The organism is Kitasatospora phosalacinea, from assembly GCF_030268885.1.
Lineage (GTDB): Bacteria > Actinomycetota > Actinomycetes > Streptomycetales > Streptomycetaceae > Kitasatospora > Kitasatospora phosalacinea_C.
Map to the genome: position 1 here is coordinate 1 of NZ_BSSA01000055.1, position 15,818 is coordinate 15,818.

14 protein-coding genes and 2 pseudogenes are annotated in these 15,818 nt (G+C 68.8%); 6 read left to right on the forward strand and 10 right to left on the reverse strand.

Going from position 1 to position 15,818, the window contains the following annotated elements; translation table 11 throughout:
* Positions 1-224 precede the first annotated feature (224 nt).
* The 6 genes from QSK52_RS38065 to QSK52_RS38090 form a co-directional block, all read right to left on the reverse strand.
* Positions 225-476: a hypothetical protein gene (locus QSK52_RS38065; RefSeq protein ID WP_285740870.1), complete on the reverse strand. Its 252-nt coding sequence runs from the start codon at positions 474-476 to the stop codon at positions 225-227.
* A gap of 318 nt (positions 477-794) precedes the next feature.
* On the reverse strand, positions 795-1,910 hold the full coding sequence (locus QSK52_RS38070; RefSeq protein ID WP_285740871.1) for a hypothetical protein: 1,116 nt from the start codon (positions 1,908-1,910) through the stop codon (positions 795-797).
* Between the two features lie 654 nt (positions 1,911-2,564).
* Positions 2,565-4,313, reverse strand: a complete 1,749-nt coding sequence (locus QSK52_RS38075) for a relaxase/mobilization nuclease domain-containing protein (RefSeq protein ID WP_285740872.1) — start codon at positions 4,311-4,313, stop codon at positions 2,565-2,567.
* Positions 4,303-5,193, reverse strand: coding sequence for a hypothetical protein (locus tag QSK52_RS38080; protein WP_285740873.1), 891 nt, complete (start codon positions 5,191-5,193; stop codon positions 4,303-4,305). Before QSK52_RS38080 ends, QSK52_RS38075 begins: the two co-directional genes overlap by 11 nt.
* Positions 5,194-5,443: 250 nt before the next feature.
* Positions 5,444-6,238: a DUF2637 domain-containing protein gene (locus QSK52_RS38085; protein ID WP_285740874.1), complete on the reverse strand. Its 795-nt coding sequence runs from the start codon at positions 6,236-6,238 to the stop codon at positions 5,444-5,446.
* A 468-nt stretch (positions 6,239-6,706) separates the two neighbouring features.
* Positions 6,707-7,828: a DUF3631 domain-containing protein gene (locus QSK52_RS38090; protein ID WP_435053483.1), complete on the reverse strand. Its 1,122-nt coding sequence runs from the start codon at positions 7,826-7,828 to the stop codon at positions 6,707-6,709.
* Between the two features lie 605 nt (positions 7,829-8,433).
* Between QSK52_RS38090 and QSK52_RS38095 the strand changes: the two genes are divergently transcribed.
* The 4 genes and pseudogenes from QSK52_RS38095 to QSK52_RS38110 form a co-directional block, all read left to right on the forward strand.
* Entirely contained in the window at positions 8,434-8,943 is a 510-nt protein-coding gene (locus QSK52_RS38095) for a helix-turn-helix domain-containing protein (RefSeq protein WP_285740876.1), read from the forward strand.
* Positions 8,944-9,388: 445 nt separating this feature from the next.
* Positions 9,389-9,694: a helix-turn-helix domain-containing protein gene (locus tag QSK52_RS38100; RefSeq protein WP_230055129.1), complete on the forward strand. Its 306-nt coding sequence runs from the start codon at positions 9,389-9,391 to the stop codon at positions 9,692-9,694.
* Positions 9,695-9,708: 14 nt separating this feature from the next.
* Complete coding sequence (locus QSK52_RS38105; protein ID WP_285740877.1) at positions 9,709-10,953, forward strand: tyrosine-type recombinase/integrase; 1,245 nt, start codon at positions 9,709-9,711, stop codon at positions 10,951-10,953.
* A gap of 98 nt (positions 10,954-11,051) precedes the next feature.
* Positions 11,052-11,231, forward strand: a pseudogene (locus tag QSK52_RS38110) (IS5 family transposase); the annotation flags it as partial.
* Positions 11,232-11,299: 68 nt separating this feature from the next.
* On the opposite strand, the gene QSK52_RS38115 reads toward QSK52_RS38110, so the two are convergent.
* Entirely contained in the window at positions 11,300-12,505 is a 1,206-nt protein-coding gene (locus tag QSK52_RS38115; RefSeq protein ID WP_285740878.1) for a PIN domain-containing protein, read from the reverse strand.
* 81 nt (positions 12,506-12,586) lie between these two features.
* Positions 12,587-12,802: an ArsR/SmtB family transcription factor gene (locus QSK52_RS39635; RefSeq protein WP_352230360.1), complete on the reverse strand. Its 216-nt coding sequence runs from the start codon at positions 12,800-12,802 to the stop codon at positions 12,587-12,589.
* 131 nt (positions 12,803-12,933) lie between these two features.
* Here QSK52_RS39635 and QSK52_RS38120 point away from each other — a divergent pair, with 131 nt between their 5' ends.
* Positions 12,934-13,194: a hypothetical protein gene (locus QSK52_RS38120; protein ID WP_285740879.1), complete on the forward strand. Its 261-nt coding sequence runs from the start codon at positions 12,934-12,936 to the stop codon at positions 13,192-13,194.
* Positions 13,195-13,296: 102 nt separating this feature from the next.
* On the opposite strand, the gene QSK52_RS38125 is transcribed toward QSK52_RS38120, so the two are convergent.
* Positions 13,297-14,406, reverse strand: a complete 1,110-nt coding sequence (locus tag QSK52_RS38125) for a ThiF family adenylyltransferase (RefSeq protein ID WP_285740880.1) — start codon at positions 14,404-14,406, stop codon at positions 13,297-13,299.
* A 166-nt stretch (positions 14,407-14,572) separates the two neighbouring features.
* On the opposite strand from QSK52_RS38125, the gene QSK52_RS38130 reads away from it, so the two are divergent.
* On the forward strand, positions 14,573-15,130 hold the full coding sequence (locus QSK52_RS38130; protein ID WP_285740881.1) for a hypothetical protein: 558 nt from the start codon (positions 14,573-14,575) through the stop codon (positions 15,128-15,130).
* A gap of 46 nt (positions 15,131-15,176) precedes the next feature.
* On the opposite strand, the pseudogene QSK52_RS38135 reads toward QSK52_RS38130, so the two are convergent.
* Positions 15,177-15,719: pseudogene (locus QSK52_RS38135) on the reverse strand (ATP-binding protein); the annotation flags it as partial.
* Positions 15,720-15,818: the final 99 nt, after the last annotated feature.

The window sequence follows — 15,818 nt, forward strand, 5'->3', positions numbered from 1 at the left end:
CACCCGCTCCCGACGCTCTTGCTCCCGGGCAGTGAACCCGCCCCCCTGCGCGTATCGCACCCCAATGTCGTACCGCAGGGATCAAGGTCCGTCACCACCTACGACAAGGCGAGTTCAACCTGAGTAGCCCTGTCTCGAACCTGCGCCGTTACGGTCCTTATTGAGCTGTGGTTGTCATGCTGTGTGCCGACACACCGGAGTGGTGTGCCGGCACACAGTGTTGCTCATTCCAGGTTCCAGGTCGCTCCGGCCAGGAGGCCGTCGAAGGCGAGTGCCCGCATGGCGGTGTCGTAGTCGTCCCACTCGTGTTCGGGAGCAGTGAAGTGCAGGTCGAAGTAGGCGCGGGAGAGGTCGGGCTCGTGCCATTTGGCTTCTGCGGACGGTCTTCGCGTGTTGCCGCTTGGCCGATGACGGTACCAGGGCGCGGGGGCCAATGCCGCCCAAGGCACCCTCCTCTTCGACGACTTGACCGACATCCCCACGGCCTCGGAGTGGTGCCAGCGACGGACGACATTGCTGGCGGCGATGGCGTCCCGCCGAGTGGTGTAGCAGCGATCTTGGAGTAGGCCCTGGTCAGCGGCTAGGAACCCGTTGTCCGGCGCCCGGCCGACGGCCCGCATCCTCACCGCAACCTGCGCCGAGGACGGCAGCGGGCCACTCCGCGAACCCCGATCCGGGAACCTCGCTCCGACGGAACGTCAGCACACAGAGATTCCACCACCACGCGGGACGTGACCCTGGCGGCCCTGCCGTGGGGTAGACCTCAGTTTTCGTGGGGTCTGCACACCGCGGATTTAGTGTCCCTGGCAGCGATCCCGTAGCTCGGCGATGACTGCCTTCTCGTGCATGTTGAGGTCCCCATCGACGGTGGCGATCCGTTCGGCGGCGTAGACAACGTCACTGAGGTCCCCGGGCTCGGCGTCGATGCGGTGCCATACCTCGTCCGGGTCGATGGTGATGACGCTGGCGAGTTGCTCGTCATCGACCTGATGCCGCTCCCGCGCAAGCCGCGTCAGCCGCTGGAACAGCAGGCTCTCGGCGTCAGTGATCTTGCCGTCCGCATTGATGACGAGCCACGCGACCCACAGCATCAGCTGCAGGTGCCGCGTACGCCGGATCAAAGTGTCGGCGAGCTCGATCACCTCCGCTTCGTCACGAAACACGGTTTTGGCGTGGCGTCCGGCGGCCACGGTCGTGTAGCGGTTCACGAGGATGGTGAGGGGGATGCTGACGCCGGGGATGCCGAACTTGATGATGTTTCGTTGCAGGAGGTGTTTCCCGACGAACGGAAGGCTTTTCGCGGCAGCAAGGACCGGACCAGAGTAGTACTTCTTGAGGGCTTGCCTAACCAGGCCGGGTACGAACTTAAGACTGCCGCGGGCGACCTCTCCGGCCTTAATGCCGAATGCCACCCGGACGAGCTTCATCACGTCTTCGGGATCGTCCACGTCCAGGGGAATCCGGTAGATCACCGCGATGTCGTAGGCCAGGCGGATCTGCAGCTGGGTGATGTACGTCAGGTCAACCATGAACGTGACGACACCGGCCGGAACAGTGGCGGGGCTGGCGCCACCCAACGACCCGATGGTCGCAGCGATCGTTCCGGTGTAGAGGCTGGAGGTGATCCCGCCTTCAATCATGGCGCTCTTTGCCGCCAGTTTGATCTGCTGCCTGACGATACCGTCGGCGGGCACGCCCTTGTACTTCTGCTGGAAGTACTCCCAGGTGGCTTTCTCCGTGTACGACCGCAGCGCCTGGGCGCAGAGTTTCGTGAACCAGCCGCCCGACTTGATTTCGTCCGCGCTCAGCCCTTCGACGAACCCCCGCAGTTTGGCGCGCTCCTGTTCGACAGCCTCGCGGTCGGCATCGTCGTCGCCGGCGTTGCCGGAGCTGAGCAGCACTTCGGTCACAGCGGGGTCCCCTCCTAAATGGTTCAGCGACCTGCAAGGTTGCCAGATATGGGCAGAGGAGCAGCGGTACCCGCGTGATCCCGCCGCTCCGTTGTGCGGCGTCAGGTTCGACTGAGCTGCTGCGGAATCGGCTGCCGCTCACGTAGACCCAGCGCCAGCTCGCGCTCAGACAGATCCTGCCATCCGGCAACTGGTCCATCGGCAGCCGGAGTTACTCCATCACCGACCCAGAAGAGCCGCCACTCACTCGACACACGCCACCCGTCAGCCGCAACACGACCTCGGGCAACACAGCGTATGTCCACAGAACTGGCCGCGCAGCGGCAACGGACGAAGACCTGGCGGCGGACGTTGAGGAGGAGCCAGTCCCGGCGGGCACGGCAGTTGGGGCAGGTGATGGGGATGCCGCGGGCGTCGAGTTCGCCGGCGTGGGGGACGGCGCGGATTACGGCTCTGTGGTGACCGCCGTGGTCGGTGCTGGGGTTGGTCAAGTGGTGCCCTTCGGTCTCGGGTGTCGGTTGGCAAGCACACAAGACGCACGGCGACCGGGATGGTTCCCGGCCGCCGGAGAAGACATCGAACCGACATCTGTGGCACGGGCGTTCGTGTGGCTTGGGGGCGCGGTTCAGGGCACGTGAGCCCTCGGTGAGGTGATCAGCGTCGGCGGGTGGGGTCGTTGGTGGGCTTGGTGCCGGTCGGCACCGTGGGTGTGGTGATAGTGGGTTTCGTGGTGGTGCTGGTGGTGCGCGCGCGGGCGGCCTGGGCGCGCTGGTCGATGCGGTCGGCGGTGGCGTTGCGCAGGCGCCAGAGGAGGACTTCGGCGGGGCGGTCGGCGGTGGTCAGCTCCCGGTGTTGGGCGGCCTCGGCGAGGGCGCGGCGGGGTGGTTGGCCAGCTGATTCGGCCTGGGCGATGGCGGTGGCCAGGGCGGGCCAGGAGGGGTCGGCGAGGATGCGCTGGGCGTGGTCGGGGACGGCGGCGTGGACGTGGGCGGCGAGTCGGTCGGTGGTCTTGACGGTTGGGGTGCGGCGGGTGAGGTCGGCGATGACGGGTTCTGCGGTCGCCCGGTAGGCGGTTCGCAGGTGAACGAGGGCTTGCTGGGCGGCGTGGGCTTGTTGCTGGTGGCCTCGGGTCTGGTGCCAGTGGGCGATGGCGATCACGACGAAGACGGCGGTGGACAGCAGGGCGGCGGCGGTGGCGCCGTCCTCGCCGGAGCCGGCGGTGTGCAGGAGTTGCTTGGCGGCGGTGCGCAGGGCTGCGGCCTGCTGGTGTTCGGCACGGACCTTGGATCGGGTGGCGCGGTTGAATGCGGTTGCGGCGGCTCGTAGTTCGGCGCGGGTGTGGGCGGGTGCGGTGAGGGCCGCGGTGTGGAGGAGTTCGCCGAAAGCGGCGGCCTGGGCCTGGACGACGGTGTCGAACGCGTCGACGTCGGGCACGTCGGGGTGGTGTTGGTCCTGGTAGGCGAAGCGGGCGGTCTCCCGCAGGGTGGTCTCGGCCTGTCGCCAGCGGTCCGGTTCGACCGTGCCCCGTGCGGGCGTGGTGGGCTGCTGGGCGGCGAGGCGTTCGCGCAGGCGGTTGATGGACAGGTCGGGGGAGAGCTTGGAGCCGCCGAAGTAGACGGGTTCGCCTTGGGCGTTGGCATCGCCGGGTCGGGCGAGGCTGTAGCCGATGACTTCGCCGCTCTCGGGTCCGATGCGGTAGCGGACCTGGATGCCGAGGGCGGTGAGGGTGGAGAAGTACTCCTGCTCGTCGCGGACGGCGGCGGCGACGGCTTGGGCCTGTTCCTGCAGCCACTCCTTGGCGGTCTGCTGGTGGCCGGTGCGCTGGGCCTTGGCCTGCTCGGCACTGGTGGGCATGGGGGCGGCGGTGTGGTCGCCGGAGTTGAGCTGGCGCAGGCCGAGTTCTTTCTCGATCTTGCGGCACTCGGCCTGGGCGCGTTGGCCGTCGCGCTTGTTGCGGGGGCGGCGGCCGTCCTCGCGGACGCTGGTGGCCATGATGTGGATGTGGTCGTCGGCGTGGCGTACGGCGATCCATCGGCAGCTCTTGTCGTCGCCATCGGGGGCGATGCCAGTGGCGTGGACGATCCGGCGGGCGACCTCGGCCCACTCGGCGTCGGTGAGGTAGCGGTCGCCCGGGGCGGTGCGCACAGGGCAGTGCCACACGTGCTGCGGGACCGTCGCGCCCAGGCGCCTCTCGCGGGCGCGGACGGGCTGGTCGAGGTAGTCAGCCAGTTGGTCGAGGAGCTGGTGGTGCTGGTCGAGGGGGGCTCGGCCGGGGTCGGGCAGGCCGGGCATGGCGAACGCGGCGACGATGTGCGGGTCTGTGTGTTCGTCGCGTCGGCCGGGGCCGAAGAGGTAGGAGAGCAGGCCGCGGGTGCGCGAGCCGGTGGAGACGTCAGGCACCACGGCGGCCTCCTGGCAGGACGCGCTGGTAGGCGTGACGGGCCTCGGTCGCGCAAGCGTGGAGCTCGGCCAGGACCTTCATGGCGCGCTCAGGGATTGGGCCGCTGTAGACCTCGACCATGAGCTGGTTGAGGTTGTTGCCGGCCTGGTCGATCGCGCGCTGGTGGGTGCCGATCGCTTCGGTGAGGAGGGTGATGGCCTCGTAGTCGGGCATGGGGACGAAGGCGTCGCGGCGGCCGGTCCTCATGTACGCCAGGGCGACGCTCATGGCGGAATCCGCCAGGAACGCGGAGCGAGAGCGCTTGAGCTTTGTGGCGACGAAGTCGAGCAGTTCCTTCTCGGCCGGCTCGACCGAGCACGTCACCTGGTCATCGCGCTTGGTTCCGGAACGCGGACGGTACAGGCGCTTCGCAAGCGGAAGCGAGGTGTCGTCCACCGGAAGTACGAAGCGGTCGAGAACCGGAACGCGCTCGTGGATGAACTCGGCAGGGGTCACGGTCGGCGCTTCACGCACGATGTGGTCGTCGGCGGCGGCACGCTCGGCGTCGATGTCGTTGAGCGGCTCGGTGTGGTGCGAGGGAAGCTCGTCCTGGTCATGGCCGCCCTCGGTCATGACCTCCTGGTCCGGCGCGCCCTCGCGCCGGTCCTGCCCCGCCACCCCTGGGGCGGAGTCAAGCGCAAAGTCCGCGGCGCCAACGGCGTTGTGGACTTTGCCCCAGCTTGCTCCGTCGTCGTCGTGACCGTGGCCGGTCCAGGGCAGGGCCTGCTTGACGAGGGCGAATATGCCACCACGTCCGGGCTTGTCGCTACCGGTTCCGCGGGGCTGGGCGTCCTGGTCGGGCGTGGCGGAAGCAGGGGCGAGGTGGTGCTGCTGGTCGGGCACGGGGATCTTCCGGTTCTTCTGTGGGGGCAGGTGGTTGTCGGCTGGTTGGGTGTTCGCCGGATGCGGGGTGATGGTCCGGCGGAAGAGGGGTTTGGCGGTGCCGGAGTTCCGGTGTAGATGTCGCCGGTTCAGGACTTCCGGGGTCTCCGGATGGACGCTGGGGGAGTTCCGGTGAGCGTCGGTCAGCTTCGGTGAGGGGCCGCTCGCCCGGTCCGGAAGCGGGCCGGTGCTCGGGCGAGCGGCGGGGGCGTCAGGGCGCCGAGGCGCTGGCTTGCGTGTCGGCCTGCTGCCTGGCCTGTTCGCCCTTGAAGCGCTGGGTCAGCTTGCCGAGGCGGTCGCTGGCGATGGGTATGCCGGCCTCGCGCAGGGCGGTCTTGATCACGGCCTGGGTGGGGCCGTGCTCCTGGACGGCGGGCCGGACGATCTCGGCCAGCTTGTCCATCGAGGCGGCGGGCTTGCGGCCGGTGCGCTTGGTGCCCACCACCGGCTTCCGGCTGTCGGGCCGGACATCGTCGTCGGGCTCGAGCATCGGTTCGTCGACGGGCAGGTCATCCTGCTCCGCGTCCGTCACCGGTGCGGACTCGGTTGCCGGTGCAGGCTCGGGGTTTTCGCGGAGCGGGAGTTCGCCCTCGGCGGGCTTCGGTGCGGTGGCGGTCGTGGTGGTGTTGTGGGCGAGGAGGGTGCCGCCGAAGAAGGCGAGGGCTGGCCATCCGGCGACCAGGATCCGCAGCCAGGCGGGGACGTGGGCGAGGTCGAGGAGTCCGGCGGTGGCGACGTTGGCGCCGAGGGAGGCGGTCAGGGCGATGGCGAACCAGGTCCAGGCGGTGCCGGCGGGGCGGCCGGTGGTGCGCAGGGTCCGCATGCGGTGCCAGGCGGCGACGAGCAGCAGGTCGACCGAGACGGGGTAGGCCCAGGCTTTCCAGCCGTGCTGTCCGGCGGCTTCGGCGATGTCGTGGAGGTGGGCGAAGGACAGGGCGCCTGCGATGGCGGCCTGTACGAGGACGGCGTCCGGGCGGGGCAGACGCGGTGAGGTGGTGGCGGTCATGCGGAAGGTGGTCCTCGCGGGTCGGGCGGTGGTGGTTTGTGGGATTGCCGTCTTTGCCGTCTTGCCGTCTTGGTGCTGCGGGACGGTCTCTGGGCCGGGGCGGGCTCGGCTGCCCGGGTGGTGCCGTGGACACGGCGGAGTTCGGGTTCGGGACGGTGCGGTATCCGTCTTGGGACTCGTATCCGTCCCGAAGCCATGGCCTTTGACCTGCGGTTTTACGGCAGGGACGGCTGGGACGGCACAAGACGGATGTGGTTCCCGTCCCGGCCAGGGCCCGCCGCTCGCGCCCCGGACGTGGGCGGCGGCGGGCCGCTGGTGGAAGTGGACGGCTGCCGTCTTGGCGTGGGCCTGATCCGTCTTGGTGCGGGTGCCGTTGCAGTCTTGGGGTGCCGTTTCGTCTTGGCGGCAGGTGCGGTGACCTGCGGTGTTACGGCTGGGACGGCAGGGACGGCATTTCGGGGAGGGTGGTCAGCCTCTGCTGTCCGCTGCGGCGTTCACGGGGTGGACTGCGGGGCAGTAGCGCCGCCAGGCGTCGAGGAACTTGTTGCGCAGGTAGCCCTTGCGCTGGGTTCCGTCGGGCATGCGGACATTGCCGGAGGAGATGCCGAACTCGCGGAGCATCGCGCCGAGGCCGCGTGGGGTCAGCCCGCCTCGGCTGGTCTCGGCCCAGGGGGCCTCGGGGTCGCCGTTGAGGTTGAACAGCAGTTGGTCGGTGGCGATGCTGTCCGGCTCACCGGCGGCGTGGAAGATCCGCCGGATGTCCGCGAGGATCCGCGCGCTGCCGGGGTTGTCCTCCTCGGTCTGGACCTCGGCGTCGACCATGCGCTTGCACGCCTGGCGGGCCAGGCGGGGCCAGGGGCCTCCGGCGAGGTCGGCGATGATCACCAGCGGTTCCCAGGTGTCGGCGGCGCGGTCCTCGACCGGCATGGCGGGCTCCAGGCGCAGGGCCTGGTCAGCGAGCGGTGCCGCCCAACGGGCGATCTTGTCGCGGATCGCGTGCAGGGCGGGCCGGTCCCGCTGGGTGCGGTACGGGGCGACGCGCTCGCCCTCGGCTCGGCGGCGCATGCGGATCACGATCGAGCGGTCCATGATCGTGTCGGGGAGGTCGCCGATGCCGGCGATGGCCGCCATGGCGAAGGTGGGGAACTTGCGCGGGGTGTGGTCGTTGCCGACCACCCGCAGCACGTAGCGGTCGCGCTGGTGCCCGGCGTTGAGCAGGCCGCGCATCTCCTCGTTCTTCTCCGCCGCCTTCGGACTGCCGAAGATCGTGTCCGCCTCGTCTACCAGCAGGGTGGGCGGCTCCTCGCTGATCGTGCGGAAGATGGCGGCCGGAGAAGAATTCACCGTCAGCATCGGCTGGTGGACCGTCTCAGCGAGCACGTCGAGCAGGCGGGACTTGCCGCAGCGCTTGGCCGGGCCGACCACGGCCAGGCGCGGGGCGTGCTGCCACGAGCACTGCAGGTGGGTTGCGGCGACCCACAGCGTGGTGGCGTCCAGGGCCTGGTCGGAGGGAAGGATCACGAACTTCGCGACCTGGGCCCTCAGCTGCGCGAGCAGGTCGGCGCCCTCGGTCACCTCGGTGTCGGGCATCAGGTCGGTCCCGTCCGGGACGGTGGGCTCGGCAGGCGCCGCCTCGGCGTCGCGTCCACAGGCTGTGGACGCGAGGGCCTGCTGGGCGGGCAGGTAGGTGCCGGGCTCGCCGGCCTTGGCCACGGGCGGCCATGCGACAGCGGGCTTGTCCGCTGCGAGGGGTGTGGCGTGGGGCTGGGAGGCAGTAACCTCGGTCATGGAGATCCTCACTCGGCGGCTCCGGGGGGCAACCCGGTCCGCCGTAGGTCGACTGTCCTGGGATGGGCGGTGGCGAGGTTTTCGATCAGCCCCCGGTGTTCGTAGCGCCGGGGGCTTCGCTTTTCCTGGGGGCATTCGGGCTGGCGCCCGGCCCGACTTAACCTCCTCTCGGTTGGTCATTTCATGCTGGCATGGTCGAAAGTAGCGGGACGTCGGTCCCTTGTCAAGCGATTAGCGCATGAGGATCTCAACCTCTCTCGGCATTCATGCTGGCCGGTCTGATTCGTGAAGGTGTCGTGAAGGTCCAGCCAACCGCTTGGCGGTTGGGGTTTTCATGCTGCTAAAGTCGCTCCTGTTGTCGCGTCGCGCCCGCTCGCAATTGGAAGGAGGTTGGTATGGTCAACCCCATGGTGCATCGGTACAAGGCCCTGGAGGGCGAGGCCCTCGTGGCCCACAACCTGAAGGTCCTGCGCAAGGCCGCCCGCCTCTCCCAGGAGGACGTGGCTGAACGCATGACCCGGCTCGGCTTCAAGTTCCACCAGACCCAGGTCGCCAAGATCGAGAACGGAACCCGCCCGGTCCGTTTCGACGAGGTGATCGGCCTGGCCAAGGCACTCAGCGTCCCGCCAGCGAACTTCATGACCGAAGCCGTGGCTGGCCCGGACGAACCGGACTACGAGCTGCAGGAAGCAGGCTTCGCCGTCGAGAAGGCCGAGCAGGAGTGGAGAACCGCCCACGACCTCGAACAGGCCGCCAAGGCCCGGTACGACGAGGCCCTGCGCACGTACGAGGAGATCGCCGAACGGCTCGAAGCCCAAGGCGTCGACCTCGGCCCCTCCGGCGCCGAGCCCACTTGGTACCCGGCCCCCAACTCCCAGTGGGACCCGCTCCGCAAGGATCCTTCGGTCGACCGGTAAGCGAGCCCGCCCAGCTCGCTGCCTGGGGCATCCTCGCCGCGACCCGGCCGGAAACCTAAAAAGGCCAGACCGGCGCACGCCCAAGATCTTTTTTCGTTTCCGGCCGGGGCCGCCGTAGTGTGCCCGTCCCGCCCACCACCCCGCTGCCCGACCCTCGGTGCTACGAACGCTGAGGGCCGCCAGCTCGGGGATCGACGGCCTCGCGGAGCATCATCGCCGCGACCCGGCTCGCAACCTAAAACGCTCGACCCGGCCCATGCGTCCAAGATCGTTTTAGGTTCCGAGCCGAGACCGCCGTAGTGTGCCCGCCCCGCCCACCACCTACCCCGCTGCCCGACCCCCGGCGCTACGAACGTCGAGGGCCGCCCGGCAGTCCATCAACCCACCGCCCATCCCAACAGTCGCCACGGCGGCGCGTTGCCCCGCGCCGCTGGGAGGAACACCTATGCCTGAAACGCCCCTGTCCCTCGCGCGCCTTGCCGGCGCAATCGGCCTCACGGAGCACCAGCTCCTTGCCCTCGTCGCCAACTGCGGCACGGAGGTGCCGGACCCGACGCTCGTCGCCCTCACCGTGGAGGAAGCCGCCCGTCGTCTCGGCGTCGGCCGGACGACCATGTACGCCTTGGTCGCCTCGGGCGAGGTCCCGTCCGTGACGATCGGCCGTCTCCGCCGGGTGCCTGCCGAGGCGCTCAAGGAGTACGTGGCCGCCCGTACGCAGGCTGCCCCTTCGACCGTCGCGCTCGCGGCCTGAGCGGGGGAAACCGAATGGCGAACACCCGCAAGCCCAACGGCGACTCCTCGATCTACCAGGGCAGCGACGGCCGCTGGCACGGCCGCGTCACTGTCGGGGTCAAGGACGACGGCACTCCCGACCGCCGCCACGTCAGCGCCAAGACCCGCCCTGAGGTCACGGCCAAGGTCCGCAAGCTGGAGAAGCTGCGCGACAACGGCACCGTGCCCAAGGCTGGCCAGAAGTGGACGGTCGGCAAGTGGCTGACCCACTGGATCACCGAGATCGTGCCGGGCACCGTCAGCGAGAACACGTACGCCGGATACGAGGTCGCTGTCCGCGTGCACCTACTCCCCGGCCTCGGCGCGCACCGCCTGGAGAAGCTGGAGCCCGAGCACCTGGAGCGCTTCTACAAGAAGATGCAGGCCGCCGGCAGCGCCGCCGGTACCGCCCACCAGGCCCACCGCACCATCCGTGTCGCCCTCGGCGAGGCCCTGCGGCGCGACCACCTCACCCGCAACGTGGCCACGATCGCCAAGGCCCCGAAGCTTGAAGAGGAGGAGGTCGAGCCGTTCGAGATCGAGGAGGTCCAGGCGCTCATGGACACGGCGCGCAAGCGCCGCAACTCCGCCCGCTGGATCTTCGCGCTCGCCCTCGGCCTGCGTCAGGGCGAGGTGCTCGGACTCCAGTGGAAGGACGTCGACTTCGCCCGAGGCGTCGCCTGGGTCAAGCGTGGCCGGCTGCGGCCCAAGTACCGGCACGGCTGCGGCGACCGCTGCGGGCGCAAGCCCGGCTTCTGCCCGAAGAAGGAGCCGATCCGCCGCGAGACCAAGGACACCAAGTCCCGAGCCGGGCGACGCGCGGTGCCGCTGCCCGAGCAACTCGTCGTGATCCTCCGGCAGCACAAGGAGGAGCAGGACCGCGAACGGGCCCTCGCACGCGACCTCTGGACGGACAAGGGCTACGTCTTCACCTCGGAGACCGGCGAGCCGCTCAACCCCAGCACCGACTACCACCACTGGAAGCGGCTCCTGCGCGAGGCCGGCATCCGTGACGGCCGCCTCCATGACGCCCGCCACACCGCCTCGACCGTCCTCCTCCTGCTCGGTGTCCCGGAGCGGATCGTCATGGCGATCATGGGCTGGTCCTCGACCTCGATGGCCCAGCGCTACCAGCACGTCACCGAGCCGATGCTGAACGAGGTCGGCAGGAAGATCGGCGCGGCTCTGTGGGGCGACGTCGGATCTGGCCCGGAGGAGCCTGACGAAGACGCGGCCTGAGCGAGCGTCGGCTCAGATCATCTGACCTGATACCCGAGGGCCCGACTGCGATGCGGTCGGGCCCTCGGCGCGAGTGAACGGCGGCGTCCTGGTCAGCCGAGAACGTCCAACGCGGCCCAGCCATAAGGGGATTCGTCGTGCAGCCGCGCCGCTGGGTCATGAACCACCGCCGTCTGGCCCGAGACTACGAAGCCCTCCCCGGTCGCTCCGAAGCTGTGATCCACATCGCACTGATCAATCTCATGACCCGCCGACTCACCGGTGAGACCACCCCGACCTGCGCGGAATCTGAGCCACTCAGTCAGGGACGAAACGCCAGTGAAACGTTCCCGGGTGGCCCGTCGTGTCACGAACCGGTGCGCGTGCCGACGGTCTCGCTGTCGATTCCTTGGCCGCCCTCAAACGTCAACTCGACATCGTTCGTCTCTGGGTCGATCGTTGCATGGAACGTCAGCTGGACATTCCTGGAGAGGCCGACGCGGACCATGTGGTCGTTCCAATCGCCATCAAGCAGAGAGATCCGTTCCGCGGGGTCGTGAGCGTAGTAGTCGCTCTTGTACATGAATGCCTCGAATGACACATCGGCTTCGACCGTGACCTCGGCCAGTACCAGGCCGTCCTCGTAGCGGTCGTAGATCGACCAGTCGGTGGTCAGCAGATCGGGTAGGGCTTCGTCGATGGTTACGTGATCCACCCCCGTCGGAAGGCGGAGGTTCGAGAGGATCAGCCCGCCCCTGGCCTCGTCGTCGTCGGCCAGGCCGAGGTCCTCTCCCGCTAGGCCGTCGCACGCGCCAGCGACGGCCTCCCGCATCACCTCACCCAGTGGTGGTTGCCCGTCCATGTCGTCGGCGGGTCCAGCAGCGAGATCCACGGGGGCTACGAACTTCGGTTCCGGGATGGACTTGAGGGCATCCTCCAGGCTCGGGTATCTGATCGTCTGGGGTGTGATCGGGAGATCGGCAAGCAGGTCGTCGTGGAGTTCCGCCGGGTTCGTCCCGCAGAAGTCGCCGCTGTTGTTGGTCACGAATACCAGGGTGTCGTGGCCGCCGAGATCGCCCGCAGCCTCGACGACGCTCGCCCAGATCAAGGCGTCCCGGTAGCCGTCTGGACCCCTCTTGCCCTTGCCGTCATCCTTGATGCGGAACGGCCGCCTCTCGGCAAGTGCGCGTTCCAGCAGGTCCGAATGAGGCACCTTCGGCAGTGGGAGAATCCGCGCGCCGGCCGCCTTCAGCCGTTCGACAAGCCACGCCTCGTAGCCTCCGAGCACGGCCCTGTACGGCTCCAGCAGATCATGGATTTCGGGCAGCTGGCTCGATCCGATGCTGCCGGTCCGCTGAAGCCCCTTCAGCGCCTTCTCCGCGGCAGCCAGGTGGCTTTCAGCCTCCTTGCGATGGTGGCGGGCAGCCTCTTGGACGGCTACTTGCGGAATCCACAGCTGCCAGTGTCCGCGACTCGATCTCAGGAGAGTCTGCTCCCAGGGGGAACGCTTCAGCTTCAGGTCACTGAAGAACTCGGTCGTGTCCACAACCAGGACTGGAACCTTGCTGCCCACGCAGGCCACCCTCGCTCGTTGGGCGGTGCCCGCCCGATCGCCCCGCCAGCGTTGCACAGCAGGTGTCTGCGGCGCTCCGGTTCAAGCGGATCCGTCGCACCCCACTGGCACGGCGGCACCCCCTGGAAGCCCCGACCCGGTCAGCACGCCGATGACTCCACCGAGTCGCTCGGGCCGGATCCGGTAGAACACCTCGTTGGCCCGGCGCTCGGACGCGAGCAGCCCGACTCGGAGCTTCTTCAGGTGGTGGCAAATGGTCGGCCTCGAGACGGCGAACTCCGTCGCGATCTCGCCCATGCACACCACGCCGGGCCCGCGCCTACGCCGCCCCCGGTGACAACCGCTCGGCCTGCTACCGGGACCTCGCCGACGCCGAGACCGCGCTCTCCACCGAGAGCACCTCCCCTGCGCCCGGCTGGTGCGCCTGGATGAGCCCCGCTGACCTCGCCGTCGACTCCGGACAGTGCCTGCTCGACCTCGGCCGCCCAGCAGAGGCCAGCACCCGGATCGCCGAAGGCATGGCCCTCCTGCCCGGCACCCACGACAAGACCTGTGGCATCTTCCTCACCTACCAGGCCAAGGCATTTCTGCAGTCCAGCGACACCGAAGCAGGCCCTCGCCGTCACCACCGAATCTCTCGACCTCGCCACACGCATCGGCGCCGAACGCTGCGTCACCCTCGTCCGTGAACTCGCTCCCGCCTTCAGGCCCTACCAACAGGTCGGAGGCGTTCCCGAACTGCTGGAACGCCTCCGAGTGGCCTAACGAGTGGAACTCGATCGTGCTGCTGCTCAGAACGGTGTGCTTCCCCGCCGTCCGAGCCCGAGCTGCCCGCTTGATGTGCACCGTCGGCAGGTCGGATCCTGACGAGGATTTTGAAGATCGCGCTGGCGCGTTCGAGGTCGGTGGATGACCGAGGCGAAGTCACCCTCCTCGTCGTGGAGGCCGACCACCGAGAGTACGAAGTGGTTGACCGCCTCCGCGGCTGCGAGCGTGTTGAGGGTGATCACGCTCGGTGCGGGGACCCCGGGAATGTACTGCGCTGCCTCGCGTTCCTCGGCGGGGTGCATGTCGATGGCCAAGCGGGTCGGATCGATGAGCCGGTTGCACCACAGGCATCCCGCGCCGGGCAGCACGAGGCGAGTGGCGGTGTGGATCTGTCCCACCTCCCCCTGAGGGGTCAGCGGAACCTTGACTCCGACCTGGGTAGCCGGGACGAGGTACTGCTGAACGGCGGCGTTCACCCAATGGCGGGCAGCATCACCGTCGGCGGCTAGGAAGATCCAGTCGCAGCGAACGAGCTCCTCGAGCGACTCCGGACGCTCCACACGCTGGGCGATCTCGGTCAGGCGGATGTCCGGGTTGGCGCGCCGGGCGTTGCGCGCGGCGAGCTGGGTCTTGAGCCGCCCGATGTCCCCGAGCTCAGAAGCCACGAGCCGGGGAAGGTTCGTCTTCTCAACAGTCTCGTCGTCGATCAGTACGAGCTCACCCACGCCCAGCCGGGCGAGTTCCTCGACGAGGATGCTGCCGACACCACCGAGCCCTACGACGGCAACGCGCAACCGACGGAGCGTCTCCTGGCCCAGGTCACCGAGGAGGCGTGCCTGGCGGTCGTGCAGGGAATCCGGGCGCCCTTCCGAGGCCGGCTGGGAGCGCAGCCGCAGCAGGTTCCCGGTCGGGACGATCGTCTCCGCAAGCTCCTCCCGGCGGCCGTCGGGCAACCAGAGATCTCCGGCTGCGGCATGCTCGGTGAGCACGAGTGTTTTCGACAGGTTGAATGAGAGCCACTGGGACGGCGAGTTCGGGAGCCACTTCGTGATCACGGACGGGGCGCGGGGCTCGGTGTCTTCATGATCGGCAACGAGTTTCAGAGCCACCCCGATCGGGTGACCTTTGTCCACGTCGGCATGGCAGCCGCGGTCGAGTGGCGGTTCCTCGGTAGTTTGGCGGTCCCGGGTCCTCTCGGGTCGGCCCCTGACAGGCCCGGCCGGCGAGGGCCCGGTTTCGTGTCCGAGGCGCGTGGAAACTGGGATGCCCCGGCCGTGCGCCGCTGCGAGACTGGCCGCCGTGACGCGACCTGAACTCTCCGAACTCGACCACCTGCGAGAAATAGAACGGCTGGCCGGCGTGGTCGCGGGTGCCGCCTCGGCCGAGGGCTGGCTCTCGTATCAGCCCGAAGCAGACGACGCGACGCCCCTGCAACGGGCGGTGAACGCGCTGGCCCGGGGGCTTCGCCACTACCACTTCCCCGGGGACGGCTGCCTCGATGATGAGGCGGATCGCCCCGAGCTGAAACTCGCGGGCGTGGTGATTCTGCGTCCCGGGGCGATGCCGGACGGCATGGAGGAGACCTATGAGGAGGCGTGCGCCCGTCTCGGGGTCGAGGCCCGGCCCGAGGGGTGGGCCCTTTGGAACACGTGGGGCGACGGGAAGCTCCAGGTGACGATGGTCGTCTCCGCGGTCGACACCACCGAGGGCCTGCTCGCGAACTGGTCGCGGGGCAAGGCCATCTATCCGGTGACGCCAGTGCCTTCCCAGATCGCTCTCATCCACCACGGCTGGGCTGCCCATATGGTCTTCTCCCCGTTCGGGGTGAAGAAGCTCGGGCTCGGCGGGCAGCCGTGACATCGCGTCACCTCGACCGCCGGTCCTCCGCTCCCGGCTCGGCTGGTCAGCGGCTCGGTTGGTGCTCGGCTTCAGTGGCGGCCAGCCGGTAGGACTCGATACCGGTCTCGATCAGGGTGAACCGGAAGGTCAGCCGGTCCGCGATGGCCGCGCAGAGCCGCGGGTCGGTGAACGTCTTGTCCCACTCGCCGAACGGCGCGTTCGATGCGACCGCGGTGGCTTTGCGTTCCTCGCGCTCGGTGAAGATCTGGAACAGCAGCTTGGCGCCCTTCTTGTCCAGGTTCAGGTAGCCGAACTCGTCCAGGCAGAGCAGGTCGACCTTGGTGTAGCGGGCGATGGTAGCGGTGAGGTTCTTGTGGGCCTCAGCCTCGGCGAGCTCGTTCACCAGGGCGGTCGCAGTGGTGTAGCGGACCGTCATACCGGCCTCCGCGATCGCGGTGCCGATCCCGATCAGCAGGTGCGACTTGCCGGTGCCGGAGTCGCCGATCAGCACCAGCGGGCGGCCCTCGCGCACCCAGGTCGGGCTCTTGAGCGCGGACACGGTCTCCGGGGAGACGTTCGGGTTCGCGTCGTAGTCGAAGTCCTCCAGTTATCTGGGGTTCTCTTGTGCCCGTCTGGAAGGACTGTCAGCGTGGGGTTCACTCGTGACGGTGGTCGTTGGCGTGTCACTATCTGGGGTGCCCGGGCA